The sequence below is a fragment of the Burkholderia sp. 4M9327F10 genome, from assembly GCF_005503145.1.
In the GTDB taxonomy this organism is placed as follows: Bacteria; Pseudomonadota; Gammaproteobacteria; order Burkholderiales; family Burkholderiaceae; genus Paraburkholderia.
Genome location: NZ_SCNV01000001.1, coordinates 1 through 14,336 on the forward strand (window position 1 = coordinate 1; position 14,336 = coordinate 14,336).

The window sequence follows — 14,336 nt, forward strand, 5'->3', positions numbered from 1 at the left end:
ACCCCACCCGGCCCATCGCCCAACGCGACCTCAGCCAGATGCGCGCGGGCGATTTCCCGCACGATAGATAACCCCAGCCCGCTACCCTGTTCGCCGGAGACCCGGAAGAAAGGCTCGAACACACGATCGCGTAACTCAGGCGCAATACCCGGCCCCTCGTCGTTAATGGTGAGCACCACGCGTCCATCCGTTGTGTGGACCTCGAGCGCCACGTGCCCGCCCGCAGGCGTATAGCGAATCGCGTTATCGAGCAGATTGAACAGCAGCACGGACAGCAGCGGTTCATTGCCCATGACCTGCGCAGGCTCATCGAGCCGTGCCGACAGTTCGACCTGGCGGCGCTGCGCAAGCAACGCAAGCTGTTCGATCGTTGCGGTCGCAACCTCCCGCAAATCGACGGGCGCACCTTCAAACTCGGCGTAGTCCGCCGCTTCCGCCTGAGCGAGCAGCAACAACTGGTTCGTCAGCGCCACCAGCGAAAGGTTGCTGCGGTGCATGGCCAGCAGTGTCTCTTTGAGCTGAACGAGATCGTCCTGGCGTCGTGCGTATTGCAGTTGCGTGCCGAGCAAGGTGAGTGGCGTGCGCAGTTGATGGGCCGCATCCGCAATGAAGCGCCGCTGCATGGCGGTCTTGCGCTCGATGATATCGAGGCACTGGTTGAACGCACTGACAATCGGCCGCAGTTCATTGCGCAGCGGATCGGCCTGCACCCGCAGCGAGGCATTCGGCGCGCGCACCAGCATCTCCTTCGCAAGCCGCATCAACGGACGCAGTTCGAACGTCAGTCCGACGCACACCAGCACCACTGCAATCGCCACGATGCCGGCGAAATGCAGCATCTGCGGTCGCCATAGCGCGGTGGCTGTCGCATCGCGCTGCATCAGCGTACGTCCCACCGATACCACGATCCGCCTCGTCGCACCCGAGTCGTACATGGGCCGGATCAGCGACACCGCGCGAATCGGGTGTCCGCTCACGGTCGCGTCATACCAGAGCGGTGCGTCGCCCGGCACACGCAGCGGGAAATCCGAGGTGCCCGCAATCGTCGCGCCGGCCACTTCGCGAATGCTGAAAAAAACCTCGTCACCGGCTGGCGTGCTCAGAATTTCGATTGCGCTGGGCGAGATCTCCGCGTGCAGATAGCCGCTCTCCCACTGGATATCACCCGCCATCACGCGCGCCGACGACAGCAAGGCTTCATCCTGCAACAGGCTCGCCGTGCGCTGCGCGTTATCGCGTGCGATCAGTCCCGCTGCGATGACGTACACCGTCATCGGCAGCAGCATCCACAGCAGCAGCCTGAGCCGCAGGCTATTCGTCATCGGCGCCGTCTTCCAGCAGATAGCCGAGGCCGCGTAGCGTGATGATGGTCGCGGTGCTCTTTTCCAGCTTCTTGCGCAGCCGTGACACGTAGATCTCGATAGCGTCTTCGCTGGTGAACGTGTCCGCGTTGCTGAGCGAGTCCGCCAGCATGGTCTTCGCCACGGTCTTCTTGGCGCGCAGGATCAGCGCCTCGAGCACCGCGTGCTCGCGCGGCGTCAAGGCCAGCGGCTCACCTTCGACGGCAAACTGGCAGCGGTCCATGTCGTAGGTGAGATTGCCGCATTTGAGCCGGTTCGAGCGCGACGACGATTGCCGCCGCGCGAGCACCTTCACACGCGCAACCAGCTCACGCGCGTCGAAGGGCTTCACAATGTAGTCGTCGGCGCCGGCGCCGAGACACACCACCTTCTCGTCGACCGCGCCGGTTGCCGTCAGGATCAGCACCGGGGTCGCGTCGCCGCGCTCGCGCATGCGGCGCAACACGCTCTTGCCGGACAGATGAGGCAGATTCAGATCGAGCAGCACGACGTCGTAGGGCACCGCGCGTAGCGACACCTCAGCGGCTTCGCCGTCGCTCACGCGGTCCAGCATGAAGCCGTCATCCTGCAGAATTCGCGCAAGCCAGTGCGCCAGCTGATCGTTATCTTCGACGAGCAGTAACCTCATCGCATCTATCCCCAAAGCGTTCATGCCGTTCTGTACTTCTCCCGCGCACTGGCCGAACGGTACAGAACCAGGGTCGCGGTGACCCCGCACAGCGCGGCAAATGACATCCAGCCTCCCGGCGAAGCCTTGTCACCGGTAGTATGAATCAGCCAGGTCGAGATGGCCGGCGTAAATCCGCCAATCACCGTGGCGAGACTGTACGCCATCGAGAACCCGGTGGTCCGCACATTCACCGGCATCAACTCGGTCAGCGCGACGACCATGGCGCCGTTGTACCACGCGTACAGCAGCGACAGCCACAGCTCAACCATCAGAAGACGCTCGAACGACGGTTGCGCCACCATCCAGCGCATGACCGGATACGCGGTGAGAATCGCGAGTGCGGTGCAAGCCAGCAGCACCGGGCGGCGGCCGACGCGGTCGGAGACGGCGCCGGCAATCGGCAACCAGATAAAGTTCGATACGCCGACGCACACCGTGACCAGCAGCGCATCCATCGACGTCAGCTTCAGCACGACCTTACCGAAGGTCGGCGTGTAGGCGGTGATCAGATAGAACGAAGCCGTCGTCATGATGACGAGCCCCATGCCGGCGAGGATAAGCCCCGAGTGCTGCAGCATCGAGCGGGCGATCTCGCCGATGCTCGGATGATGGCGGCGCGCCGCGAACTCTTCAGTCTCCTGCAGCGAGCGGCGCACGTAAAACAGGAACGGCACGATCAGGCAGCCGACCACAAACGGAATACGCCAGCCCCATGCGTTCATCTCGGACGCGGGAATCAGGCGGTTCAGCAGCACGCCGAGCGAGGCCGCAAACACCACGGCCACCTGCTGGCTCGCCGACTGCCACGAGCAATAGAAGCCCTTGTTGCCCTTGGACGCGATCTCCGAAAGATAGACCGACACGCCACCCAGCTCGACCCCGGCGGAAAAGCCTTGCAACAGGCGGCCAAACAGAACGACGGCGGGGGCAATGAGACCGACCTGCGCATAGCTCGGCACAAACGCGACGCACGCGGTGCCCACCGCCATCAGCATCAGCGAAAGGATCAAGCCCTTGCGGCGGCCGTGACGGTCGATGTAGGCGCCCAGCACGAGTGCCCCAATAGGACGCATCAGGAAGCCGGCGCCGAATACGGACAGCGCCAGCATCAGCGAGGCGAATTCGTTGCCGGTCGGAAAGAACGTGGCTGCGATCGCGGCCGCGTAATAGCCGTACACGGTGAAGTCGTACATCTCGAGAAAATTGCCGCTCGTCACGCGCAGCACCGAGCGCACGCGCGATTCTCTTGAGGCGGCCGGTGCGGCTACAGCCGCCGTTTCGCTCGATGAAGATAAGGATGTCATGATGTGATGGCCTCAGTGGTGAGGGACGAGCCCGTCCTCGGTGGATCTCAAGGCCACCGAATGAGGCTCCGTTACAGGTGGAAACGTGACGGATCAGCCGATCGTCATCACGGACTTGCCCAGTTGACGACGCGACTCCAGCGCTTCATGCGCGGCTTCAACGTTGTCGAGCGTATAGCGGCCGCTGATTTCGATCTGCAGCGTACCGTCCAGCAAGGCCGCGAAAATTTCGTCGGCGCGGCGCTGCACCGTGCCGGCATCCGCAAGATGATCCGCAAGACGTGGACGCGTGAGGAACAGCGAGCCGGCCTCACCCAGTTCGATCGGATCGAGATCGTTCAGGGAGCCCGAGACCGAGCCGTAGTTCACCACGAGGCCGCGGGTCCGGGTGGCCCTGAAACTGTCTCGCAGGGTCGCACGGCCCACCGCGTCGAACACGACATCGACGCCACGTCCGCCGGTCGCCTCGCGCACGCGCTCGGCAAAGCGGCCCTCGTCGTAGAGCATCACGTGATCGGCGCCATGCTGGCGCGCAACCTCAGCCTTCGCTTCGCTGCTGGTGGTGGCATAGACCGTCACGCCGCGCCGCTTGGCAAGCTGCACCAGCAACTGCCCAATGCCGCCCGAAGCGGCGTGCACGAGGCAGGTGCTGCCCGCGCTCAGCTGCGCGACATCCTCCAGCAGATAGTGCGCGGTCGATCCCTGGAAAATCGCCGCTGCCGCGAGATCCAGCGGAACGGCTGCCGGGATGTGCGCGGCGCGCGCCGCCGGTACCACCGCATATTCCGCATAGGCGCCCCAGGAGATGCACCACGCGACCCGGTCGCCGCGCTTGAACGAGGTCACATTCGCTCCCGTTGCAACCACCTCGCCGGCTCCCTCCATCCCCAGCGTGCAAGGCAACCTGACCGGATAGGTGCGGGAGGTCTTGTACTTGCCCTGCCGCGTATGAACATCCATGAAGTTGATGCCCGCGCACCCTACCCGGACCAGAACGTCATCGGGACCGGGTGCCGGGATATCCAGGTCGACTCGCTGCAGTACTTCCGGCCCTCCGTACTCTTCGATGCGTATGGCTTTCATAGGTGCTGTCCTCTTGCTTGATGCGTATCTGTGCCTGCCCGTGCGTGACTCAATGCGTGTCGCGCCCGTCAGCGAGCCGGCATGGCGCTGGCCTCATCGGCAAAGCGGTTGGTGTAGGTCCGCGCGAGATCGACGTGCCGCGGCAGGATCGCCGAGTCCACTGCGGCAAGCACGCTCAGCACCGTTTGCGGCGCGCCGTCGGGCATCCTGCCGTCGCGAGAAAACGAGGGGATCGATCCAGCCAGCGCCTGGCGGTACAACGGTTCGTTCGGCCCGACAAAGTTCTTCGGCAAAGCGGCCATGATCTCGTCGGCGCTGTGCGAAGCGATGAAGGCGAGCGAGCGGGTCAGCGCGCGCACGAGATGCCGGGTCTCATCCGGATGACTCGCCACCCACTTGCGCTGCGCATACAGACAGGCTCCGGCATACGGACCGCCAAGCGCCGCACGGGTGCCCTCGACCGTGCGCATATCCACCAGCACCTGGGCGGCGCCGGCGTCGAGCAGCCTCGATGCGGTCGGCTCTTCGACCATGCCGGCGTCGATCGAGCCTTTCATCATGGCGTCGATAAAGCCGCTATCCGGACCGATAGGCGCCACCGTATAAGCGCTCGCGGCAATGCCCGCCTGCTGCGCGAGATAGCGGCTCAGAAAATAGGTGGAGGCGCCGAACCCCGTCACGCCGAGTGTTCTACCGCGGGCGTCGGCCATGCTCTGCATCGGCTGCGCGACTTTGGTCGACGCGAGTTCCGCGAGCCCCGCCGACTGCGCGAAGACGACAACCGCCTCGACTTCCAGACCGCGGCTTTGCAGATCGATCGTATGGTCGTAGAAGCCCACCGCGCCTTGAATGGCGCCGGCGATCAGCTCGGTTGCGGTATCGACGCCCGCGGGTTCGGACAGGATCTGCACGTCCAGCCCTTCGTCGCGAAAGTATCCGAGGCGCGCGGCCAGCGTAACCGGCAGATAGACGATCTTCGATGCGCCGCCCGTCATCAGCGTCAGCGTCGCGGCATCCGCATGCGGCGTTCCGAGCAGGAACGCACACGCGGTCGAGGCGAGCGCCATGATGCGGGCGAACGGTGGCATAGGGGGGTGTCTCCTTTTGAGCACCCGTCCGCTAGATACGGATCGCCTGGTGCTGTGCTTGCGTGGAGTATAAAAAACCGACGCCTTCTGCCTGCTTTCCGTCGCAACGAAATGTTGTGAGTGTTTACCCTCGCCACACTGCTACGGCATCTACACAGACTCTCATTTATATCCGGGTGTTATTGACTTTATTTTTACCCGGATATAAATTGCAGCCCATCTGAACTCAGGGACAACAACCGTGGCTGCGTTAAACCTGAATACCGGCGCCACAGCGCCGGTCGTGGATGAAGTCGAGCTTGCGGATCTTCCCGTCACTGGGACGATTCCGCACGAGCTGGATGGCGTGCTGGTCCGCAACGGCCCCAACCCGCTGCGCGGGCAGTTTGCCGGCAACGACGTGCTGGACTGGTGGCCGGAAGACGCGATGTTGCACGGCATCGCGTTCAAGGGCGGTCGCGTCATGCGCTATTGCAACCGCTGGGCGCGTACCCGACGGTGGGCGCGCGTGCATCACCCTGAGCTTGAGCCGTCGCTGCTCGACTCCAACCCGAACGTCAACGTGCTCCAGCATGCGGGCGAAATCCTCGCGCTCGCTGAAGGCGGCGCCCCGCTCGCGATCACCGCTGAACTCGAAACGCTAGGCGCCTCGCGTCGTCACCTGGAACTCGTGGATGGCATGACCGCCCATCCCAAAGTCGATCCACAGACAGGCGAACTCATGACCTTTCGAGCCGATTGGAAAAAGCCGTGGCTACGCTATGGGGTAACGGACGCGACAGGCAGGCAGAGCGTCGACATCGAGATCGAGCTGGCGTCCCCGTCGATGATGCACGACATGGCGATCACCGCGAGCCGCAGTATTCTGCTCGACCTCAACGTTGCGTACGATTTCTCGATGCTGTCGCGCGGCTTTCGCATGCCATTGCGCTGGCACGATGAGCGCACGGCGCGCATTGGCGTCATTGACCGTCATGGTGGCGGACTGCGCTGGTTCGAGATCGCACCATGCTTTATCCAGCACGTGGTGAATGCCTACGATGCGGACGACTCGACCGTCGTGCTCGACGTGGTTCGATATTCCCACTTCTTCCGGCTCGCAAAGCACGCAACGGGTTTCGAGGACAACCCGCTCGGCGTGCTGTGGCGTTACGTGATTCACCTTGATAGAGGGACCGTGACCGGGCAGCAGATAGACGACGCCGGCATCGAACTCCCGCGCATCAACGAAAACCGCATGGGCCGTCCCTACCGGTTTCTGTACGCTGCCGGGCAGCCGACCAACACCGAGATTCGAGGCGTGATTCGCTACGATCTCGAACGCGGTTCGATGCAGCGATACGGGGTGCCCGAAGGCGACCAGAACAGCGAACCGGTATTCGTGGCCCGCCCAGGCGCTTCAGCTGAAGACGATGGCTGGCTGCTGGTTTGCGTCTACCGGCACGCCACGCAGACGAGCGATGTGGTCATCCTCGATGCACGCGACATCGAAAGCGGCCCGCTCGCGACGGTTCATCTGCCCAGACGGATTCCCGCAGGCTTTCACGGCGCATGGGTGTCACAGGATGGTTAAAGTGCCGGCCAAAACGAAACGAGCGTGCAACAGCTGGGGTCAGAAGTCACTTAGGTAAGCAAACCACCTGTCCCTTTCCAGACATTACAAATAGAAAATTGCGGCCCGCAAGCTAGCTGATCCATATGGCAATCTGGTGACTATTTTTTACCGCGCTTCGTTGCCACACGGAGGTGTCGAAAGATTTATCGATCCGCTAAAGTATCGGCTCAACAGGCCGTTTACCGTTTACGTAGGTGGGCCACGCCCTGTTGGCAACTTCTTCGATTTCGCTCGACATGTGCACGATACCGGCGGCGCGGCGCTCGTAGACCACGCTCAACAAGTGACCGGCCGTATCGGTGTCCTATCAAAGGGTATTTATGAAAAGGGATGACGTCCTTGAGATCGCCAACCGCCTGAAGAACGAAGGGCGCGCAATCTCTCCTGTCACCGTTTGTCTGGAAGCATATGGCCAGTCATTGCCGGAAATCGCGGAAACGCTCCAGCAATGGCGCGACGAAAGACTGACACCCGTCGATGCGGGACTCGCCACCCTGCCGACGCCTGACGACTTCGGCGATGTGATGCGCGACGCCATCGAGCGTTGCTGGGCCGTGGCTCAAAAAGGGGTGCGCGGACAGGTCGACGCGGAAATGCGCGCGCTGCGCGAGCGCACCGAACAGGCCGAGCGCGAAACCGGCATGCTGTACATCGATTTGACGCGCACGCTGCACGAACTGGAAGCCTATAAGCGCAAACTGGCCGAGTTCCAGCATGCCCCGGCCGGCGCAACGCGCCTGATCTCCCCGGTCGAAGAAAGCCCCGTTCCTGCGCTTGCCGCGCATTCGGCACCGGCCGCGAGCGAAGCGGCAGCGGAAACGGAAACGGAAAGCCATTTGTCAGCATTTGACGAACCGGCGCCGCACGTCGAAGAACACACGCACGAGGCATTGCTCGACAGCGAAGCCGTGCACGAGCATGCGGTGGAAGAGCATGCGGTGGAAGAGCATGCCACGCTGGAGCACGCCGTGCCTGAGCAAGCAGCGTCAGAGCATGCCGAATTAGAGGACGCGGCGCCTGGGTTCGCTTTGCCCGAACATTCAGCGCCGGAACACGCTGCCCCGGAGCACGCAGCACTTGAGCATGCAGTGCAGGAATTTGCCGCTGACTCCCTGGCGTTCGACGAAACCGAAGCTGTGCATGCACAAACGGCGTTTGACGAACCTGCACAAGCGCCTGCATTCGGGCCGCATAACCCCGTCGAGCCGACCGAAGACTTTGCTGGCATCGACCTGCAAGACCCGCTCGCCGCTGAGCCGGAGCATGCCAACGCCCTTAGCGAGCAGTTGGCTTCTGCAGAAGCACGCGCTTCAGCCGCTGAGGCCCGCGTACAGGAACTCGAAGCGGAGCTGGCCGCCGCCGCTCAAGCAGCCGAAGCGGCCCAGGCCACTCAGGCCGCCCAAGCGGCTCAAGCCGTCCACGTGCCGGCAGCAGACGCCACCGCCGTACACGCAGCCCAGGAAGAAGCCGCGCAGCGTATCGCCGAGGTGGAGCAGGCATTCGCCCAGGAGCGTCAGACGCTGCAAACGAAGCTCGACGAAGCAATCCTGCATTGCGCACAATGGAAGCAGCGCGCCGAGCAACTGCGCGCCGACTTCACGCCGCTCAAGGAACATGCCGCCTGGGTAAACGCGCAGTCGGTCGGCCGCAGCACGCTGTGCAGCAGACTGATTGTGGAACTGGCTCGGGTGAGTCCGGGTAACCCGCTGCTGCGCAAGGAAGTCCAGCAGCAGATCGTCGATCAGGCCGCCCAAACCCACGCAGGGTAAGTTCGGCCGTCGGCAGCGCTGAGCAACACAACAAAGGGGCGCCCAAACGGGCGCCCCTTTTTCGTTTAACGCTCATTCACTGCCCTGCGCGCCCCTCGCGCTCAGCTATCGAGGCGCAATGTCATGTGTTGCTCGTCATAGAACCGGTCCGCGACGCGCACCGCACGCCGCTCCACACCGTACGCCTCGAATCCAAGCGATTGATACAGACGCTGTGCACGTGGATTTTCGGTGTGCACGGCCAGATTGATCTGCAGCACGTCGGTATCGCGAGCGTGGGCAATAGCCCGCTCAAGCAGCATGCGCGCCACACCACTTCCGCGCCACTGCGGATCGACAAGGACTCCCCACAAAACGGCCTTGTGAGCAACCTGCACGAGTGGCTGGCGCCGCAAACCCACGATGCCGATCAGGCGTGAACCGTCAAACGCACCAAATACAATCTGCGTGTCGGATTGCCGGATCCGCTCGCCAATCGCTTCGGGTGTGGTCCGGGCCTCTTCTTCGTAGGTCGGCCAGATGGCAGCCGGGGAATCTGAAATTGCGTTCAGGCGAAGCGCCTTGAATGCTTGCGCGTCTTGAGCCGTCAAGGGCTTGACGATGATCTGGTCTCTGTTCAATTGTTATGCCTGACGTTGAACCACACGGCCATCGGCGAGATCGATCTGCTCGCCGATCCTGAGCGCCTGGATCTGCTGGACCTGCTGCGCCGAGAAACGGTGCTCGGGATCGAGAAACACGTACATCGGATAGACGAAGGTACCCTGCTTCCAATAGCGACGGTCGAAGGTCACGGCGAACTTTTTCTCCGCATGTTTGACCCGCTCGAACGAAGCCAGCTTCGCGCGAAATTTGACGACGTCGCCACGGACCAGATCGCGTTGTGACGTCACAAGCTCCGCTATGTCGCTTGCCGCACCGTTCCCGGCCGTGAACCTTTCCGCGTTCGCGACCGCAGCCTCGCCGGCCTCGACCAGTTCCTTCATCCACCGCTTCGCGTCGGATAGCGCGCTGTATACCGTCGTATTTCCCATTTCCACCACCTGATCAAGTTGCCGCCAGTCATGCCGCTGATCGTCGATGTCAGAGTTTAACCCAAGCAAAACGGCGCGCCGCAAGGAAGCGTGCGTCAAAGCGCGTTCCTTCACACCAGGTCGACGCGGTCCTGCGCAGCATTACGGCCGGTCGTGGGCTTCAGTTGCTCGCCGAACTGCAACGCAGCAAGCTGGGCGTAGAGCGGCGAGCTTTGCAGCAACTCGGCGTGACGTCCCTGTGCGACGATGCGCCCCTGTTCCAGCACGACAATCCGGTCGGCCCGCTGGACAGTTGCAAGGCGGTGCGCAATGACCAGCGTGGTGCGGTTCTGCGCGGCATTGTCGAGCGCCGTTTGCACCAGCCGTTCGCTGGCGGCATCGAGCGCGCTGGTGGCCTCGTCGAGCAGCAGGATAGGCGGGTTCTTCAGGATCGCGCGGGCAATGGCAATGCGCTGACGTTGTCCGCCGGACAAGCGCACGCCCCGCTCGCCCAGGAACGTGTCGTAGCCTTGCGGCAGTTCTTCGATAAAGCCTGCCGCAGCGGCCATTTCAGCGGCTTGCCTGACCTGCGCGAGCGTCGCATCCGGCGCGCCGTAGCGGATGTTGTCGAGCACGCTGCCCGAGAAAATCACCGATTCCTGCAACACTACGCCGATTTCGCGGCGCAAATCGGCAAACGCCACCTGCCGTGCCGGCACGCCGTTGATCAGAATGGTGCCCGCCTGCGGGTCGTAAAAACGCAGCAGCAGTTGAAACAAGGTGGTTTTGCCGGCGCCGGAAGGTCCGACCAACGCGACATGCTCGCCCGCACGCACATGCAGCGACAGCCCCGAAAGCGCCGCGATGCCCGGGCGGGACGGATACGAGAAGCTCACGTCGTCGAAGCGAATGCCCTCCCCGTGCGCCGGCAACGCAACCGTGGGCTCGGCCTCCACCACCGGCGAGTGCGCCGCCAGCAGTTGCAGCAAACGCTCGGTCGCGCCCGCGGCCCGCTGCAATTCGCCCCACACCTCCGCGAGTGCGCCCACCGCACCGGCGGTGAACACGGCGTAGAGAATGAACTGAGACAGTTGACCCGCCGTCATGCGCCCGTCCATGACCTGCTGCGCGCCGAGCCATAAAACGAACACAATCGCGGCGAACACCAGCACGATCACCACGGCGGTCAGCCAGGCGCGCGCACGGATCCGCGTAAGCGCCGTGTTGAAGGCGACCTCCACGGCGCCGGCGAAGCGCCGCGCCTCGTACGGCTCCTGGGTGAACGACTGCACCGTGGGCATCGCGTTGAGCACCTCGCCGGCCAGCGCGCTCGCGTTCGCCACCTTGTCCTGGCTGGCGCGCGAAAGCCGCCGCACACGGCGTCCGAAGATGACGATAGGCGCCACCACCACGATCAGCGTGGCGATGATGTAGCCCGACAGTACCGGGCTCGTCACCGCAAGCATCGCCACCCCGCCCGTCAGCAGAAAGAAATTGCGCAGGCCCATCGACAGGCTGGTTCCTACCACGGCCTGGATCAAGGTGGTGTCGGCCGTTAGCCGCGACAGCACCTCGCCGCTCTGGGTGGTCTCGAAGAACTGCGGACTCATGCCCAGCACGTGAGTGTAGACGGCGCGCCGCAAGTCGGCCGTGACGCGCTCGCCAAGCCACGACACCAGGTAGAAACGCATCGCGGTGGCGCCCGCCAGCAGCAACGACACGACGAATAGCGCGAGGAAATAGCGGTCGATGTGGGCGCGGTCGCCACTGGCAAAGCCGCGGTCGATCAGGTATTTGAACGTGACCGGCAACGCCAGCGTCGCCCCCGCCGAACTCACCAGCGCGAAGAACGCGAGCGCCCAGCGTCCCGCATAGGGACGAAGGAACGGAAACAGGGCAAACAGGGGACCGATGCGCGATGAACGCGGGACGGCATCTGACATGGAGATTTCCCGGCGGCTAAAAGACCACCCAGATTGTGCCAGTCCCGCGGGTTTTACGGAGGCTGAGAGCGCGCCGCTCAGATATTCTCGATCGCCACCGGCTCAATCTTGTCGGCGGGTTCGAAGCCGAATACCTTTCCGTAAAAATACAGCTCGGATTCGAGCGAATGCGTGATGTTCTCCGCGCGCTTGAAGCCATGCCCCTCGCCCTCGTAAAGCACGTGAGCAACCGGCAAACCCTTTGCACGCACCACCTGATAAATCGATTCGGCCTGGTTCGGCGGCACGACCTTGTCCTCCGAGCCCTGGAACAGGATCATTGCGCTCGACATCTGCTCGACGAAATGAATCGGCGAGCGGGCCCGGTAGAGAGCCTGCTGTTCCGGGTATTGGCCGACCAGTCCCAGCAGGTAGCGCGATTCGAATTTGTGCGTGTCCTTCATCAACGCTTCGAGGTCGCCCACTCCGAAGTAGCTGGCGCCCGCCTTGAAGAAATCGTGGAAGGCCAGGGCGCACAGCACCAGGTAGCCGCCCGCGCTACCGCCGCGAACCGCCAGTGCGTCCGCGTTCACGCGCCCCTGCCCGATCAGGTAACGGGCGGCATTGATTGCGTCGTTGACGTCGGTGACGCCCCATTGCCCGTTGAGCCGTTGCCGATACGCCCGGCCGTAACCCGTGCTGCCGCCATAGTCCACGTCGACAACGGCAAAGCCGCGACTGGTCCAGTACTGGATCGGCCACTTGAAGCCGGAATGGGTCGACGAGGTCGGACCGCCGTGGGCGATCACGATAAGCGGCGGCAAGGTACCCGCCGGTCCTTCGAAATCGGGGTTCGCCGGCGCATAGAAATAGGCATGCGCGTACAGACCGCCCTCGGTCGGAAACCGGATCGGCTCGGCGACCGAGACATAGCGGGCATCCACCTCGCTACTTTGCGAGCTGCGCAGGACGCGACAGGTGCGGGTAGGTAAATCGAGCGCGATGACTGCTTCGCCGGCGGTCGGCGAACTGCCGATGAACACGGCTTGCTGGCCACCGACCCGCAGGTCACGCATCGTGCTGTAGGGCGTCCGGATCTCGTCGAACGCACCGCTTGAAGGATCGCACACCGCCAGATGTGTCGCGCCATCCTGCTCGTAGAGACAGACGATGCGGCCGTCCGCCGTGAAGCCATAGGTGGTCATCCCGAAGACCCACTGCGGCTTGCCGAATTCGGCCTCCATCGGGTGAACCGCTTCGAGCGCGTCGTCGATGTTTGCTGTGGCGGATGAGTCTGCGCGCAACCGGTACAGATTCCACCATCCGCTGCGGTCCGATACCACATACAGATCGCCGGCCGGCGACCAGGCCGGCTGGAACAGCGACTCGGCCGGACCGCCCGCGACCCGGCGCGGCGCGCCGAGCGCGCCGTCGGCCGCAATTTGCGCAACCCACAGCTCCGTGCCATCCCAAGGCATGTTGGGATGGTCCCAGGTTAGCCAGGCGAGTTGCGTGCCGTCAGGGCTGAGGCACGGCGACGAAAAGAAATCGTGGCCAGCGGCGATCACCTCGGCTGCGCCCGTTGCCAGATCGATGCTGACAAGCGTATTGACCGGTTCATGGCCGCCTTCGCGATGGTCTTCGCAAACAGCTATCAGACGCCCGCGAGCCGGATCGGCGATCAGGTCCGCGTAACGCAGGCCGTCGGTGTGCGTCAGCGCCTTCGGCTCGCCCGAGGCGTCGAGCGTGTAGACGTGCTGGTCCTTGAAATTGCTGAAGAAGACACCAACCGTTGTCACCGCCAGAGCGCCACCGCCGTACTCATGCGCGCGTGTTGCCGCGTCGAACGGCGCGGCTGTGAGTTCGTCCACTTCACCGTTGGCGCGAAGCCGGATGATTGCGTTTCTGCCCTTCTCCTGCGGCCTGCCCTCGGTCCAGTAAATCCCCTCGGCGCCAATACGGATCTGTCCCAGCCGGATTGTTGCGCCCACAACCACCTCGGCCGTGACCGGTGATTTCCAGCTGCCAAAAGCCGCGGGGCTGGGCGATCCTGCTTTCGGGGATGAGGCTGAAGAAGTGGAATTCATGGGTGTGCGGAAGGCTGAAGAAAGGGAGTGAAGGGCTGCCCAATACATCTACAACCGGGTACGGCAGATAGCCGCACCCGGCCATGCGCTCAGGCTGCTGCGACGACGCGGATGCTCAACGCCTCGCCGCCGGCTGCAACCTCAAGCAGGCGGTCGACATTCGGATGCGCCCCCGGGCGATTGCGCGCATCTGCCGTGTGCTCGGCGAACACGGCGAGCCCATGCTCAGCCGCCTTCTCGTCCAGCGCGCCGAAAACCTGCTGCAAGTAGTGGTACACCGCCAGCGAGCCCTGCTTTCCGGGCTTATTCTCGATGCTTGCAACAACGGCGCCCTTGCCGTCGACCAGATCGATACGCTCGATGCCGTCAATGGCGGGCAACTGGGCGAGGTTGTCCTTGAATACGTTGGTCGGTTGAATCACTA

General features: G+C 63.4%; 12 protein-coding genes. 2 read left to right on the top strand and 10 right to left on the bottom strand.

All coding sequences use genetic code 11. The annotated features are described in order from the left end of the window. The 5 genes from FFS45_RS00005 to FFS45_RS00025 all read right to left on the bottom strand — a co-directional run. A partial coding sequence (locus FFS45_RS00005; RefSeq protein ID WP_137952648.1) for a sensor histidine kinase occupies nucleotides 1-1,322 on the bottom strand: 1,322 nt, incomplete at its 3' end. Beyond that, a complete protein-coding gene (locus FFS45_RS00010; protein ID WP_137952649.1) occupies nucleotides 1,312-1,989 on the bottom strand; it encodes a response regulator transcription factor in 678 nt (225 codons plus the stop codon). The genes FFS45_RS00005 and FFS45_RS00010, both read right to left, overlap by 11 nt. Nucleotides 1,990-2,009: 20 nt before the next feature. Next, nucleotides 2,010-3,335, bottom strand: a complete 1,326-nt coding sequence (locus FFS45_RS00015; protein ID WP_137952650.1) for an MFS transporter — start codon at nucleotides 3,333-3,335, stop codon at nucleotides 2,010-2,012. A 93-nt stretch (nucleotides 3,336-3,428) separates the two neighbouring features. Further along, nucleotides 3,429-4,418: a quinone oxidoreductase gene (locus FFS45_RS00020; protein WP_137952651.1), complete on the bottom strand. Its 990-nt coding sequence runs from the start codon at nucleotides 4,416-4,418 to the stop codon at nucleotides 3,429-3,431. 68 nt (nucleotides 4,419-4,486) lie between these two features. Then, nucleotides 4,487-5,506, bottom strand: coding sequence for an ABC transporter substrate-binding protein (locus FFS45_RS00025; RefSeq protein WP_137952652.1), 1,020 nt, complete (start codon nucleotides 5,504-5,506; stop codon nucleotides 4,487-4,489). A gap of 241 nt (nucleotides 5,507-5,747) precedes the next feature. On the opposite strand from FFS45_RS00025, the gene FFS45_RS00030 reads away from it, so the two are divergent. After that, the gene (locus tag FFS45_RS00030) at nucleotides 5,748-7,079 is read left to right on the top strand and encodes a carotenoid oxygenase family protein (RefSeq protein ID WP_137952653.1); all 1,332 of its coding nucleotides are present in this window, start codon (nucleotides 5,748-5,750) and stop codon (nucleotides 7,077-7,079) included. Between the two features lie 362 nt (nucleotides 7,080-7,441). Then, nucleotides 7,442-8,890, top strand: coding sequence for a DNA-binding protein (locus FFS45_RS00035; RefSeq protein WP_137952654.1), 1,449 nt, complete (start codon nucleotides 7,442-7,444; stop codon nucleotides 8,888-8,890). Nucleotides 8,891-8,991: 101 nt separating this feature from the next. Here FFS45_RS00035 and FFS45_RS00040 read toward each other — a convergent pair whose 3' ends face one another. The 5 genes from FFS45_RS00040 to FFS45_RS00060 all read right to left on the bottom strand — a co-directional run bounded on the left by FFS45_RS00040 (nucleotide 8,992) and on the right by FFS45_RS00060 (nucleotide 14,334). Next, nucleotides 8,992-9,510 (bottom strand): GNAT family N-acetyltransferase, encoded by a 519-nt coding sequence (locus tag FFS45_RS00040; RefSeq protein ID WP_137952655.1) that lies wholly within the window; start codon nucleotides 9,508-9,510, stop codon nucleotides 8,992-8,994. Between the two features lie 3 nt (nucleotides 9,511-9,513). After that, complete coding sequence (locus tag FFS45_RS00045) at nucleotides 9,514-9,924, bottom strand: hypothetical protein (protein WP_137952656.1); 411 nt, start codon at nucleotides 9,922-9,924, stop codon at nucleotides 9,514-9,516. Nucleotides 9,925-10,034: 110 nt separating this feature from the next. Beyond that, nucleotides 10,035-11,846: an ABC transporter transmembrane domain-containing protein gene (locus FFS45_RS00050; protein WP_137952657.1), complete on the bottom strand. Its 1,812-nt coding sequence runs from the start codon at nucleotides 11,844-11,846 to the stop codon at nucleotides 10,035-10,037. 77 nt (nucleotides 11,847-11,923) lie between these two features. Beyond that, complete coding sequence (locus FFS45_RS00055) at nucleotides 11,924-13,816, bottom strand: prolyl oligopeptidase family serine peptidase (protein ID WP_249362490.1); 1,893 nt, start codon at nucleotides 13,814-13,816, stop codon at nucleotides 11,924-11,926. Nucleotides 13,817-14,001: 185 nt separating this feature from the next. Further along, on the bottom strand, nucleotides 14,002-14,334 hold the full coding sequence (locus FFS45_RS00060; RefSeq protein ID WP_137952659.1) for a DUF2322 family protein: 333 nt from the start codon (nucleotides 14,332-14,334) through the stop codon (nucleotides 14,002-14,004). Nucleotides 14,335-14,336: the final 2 nt, after the last annotated feature.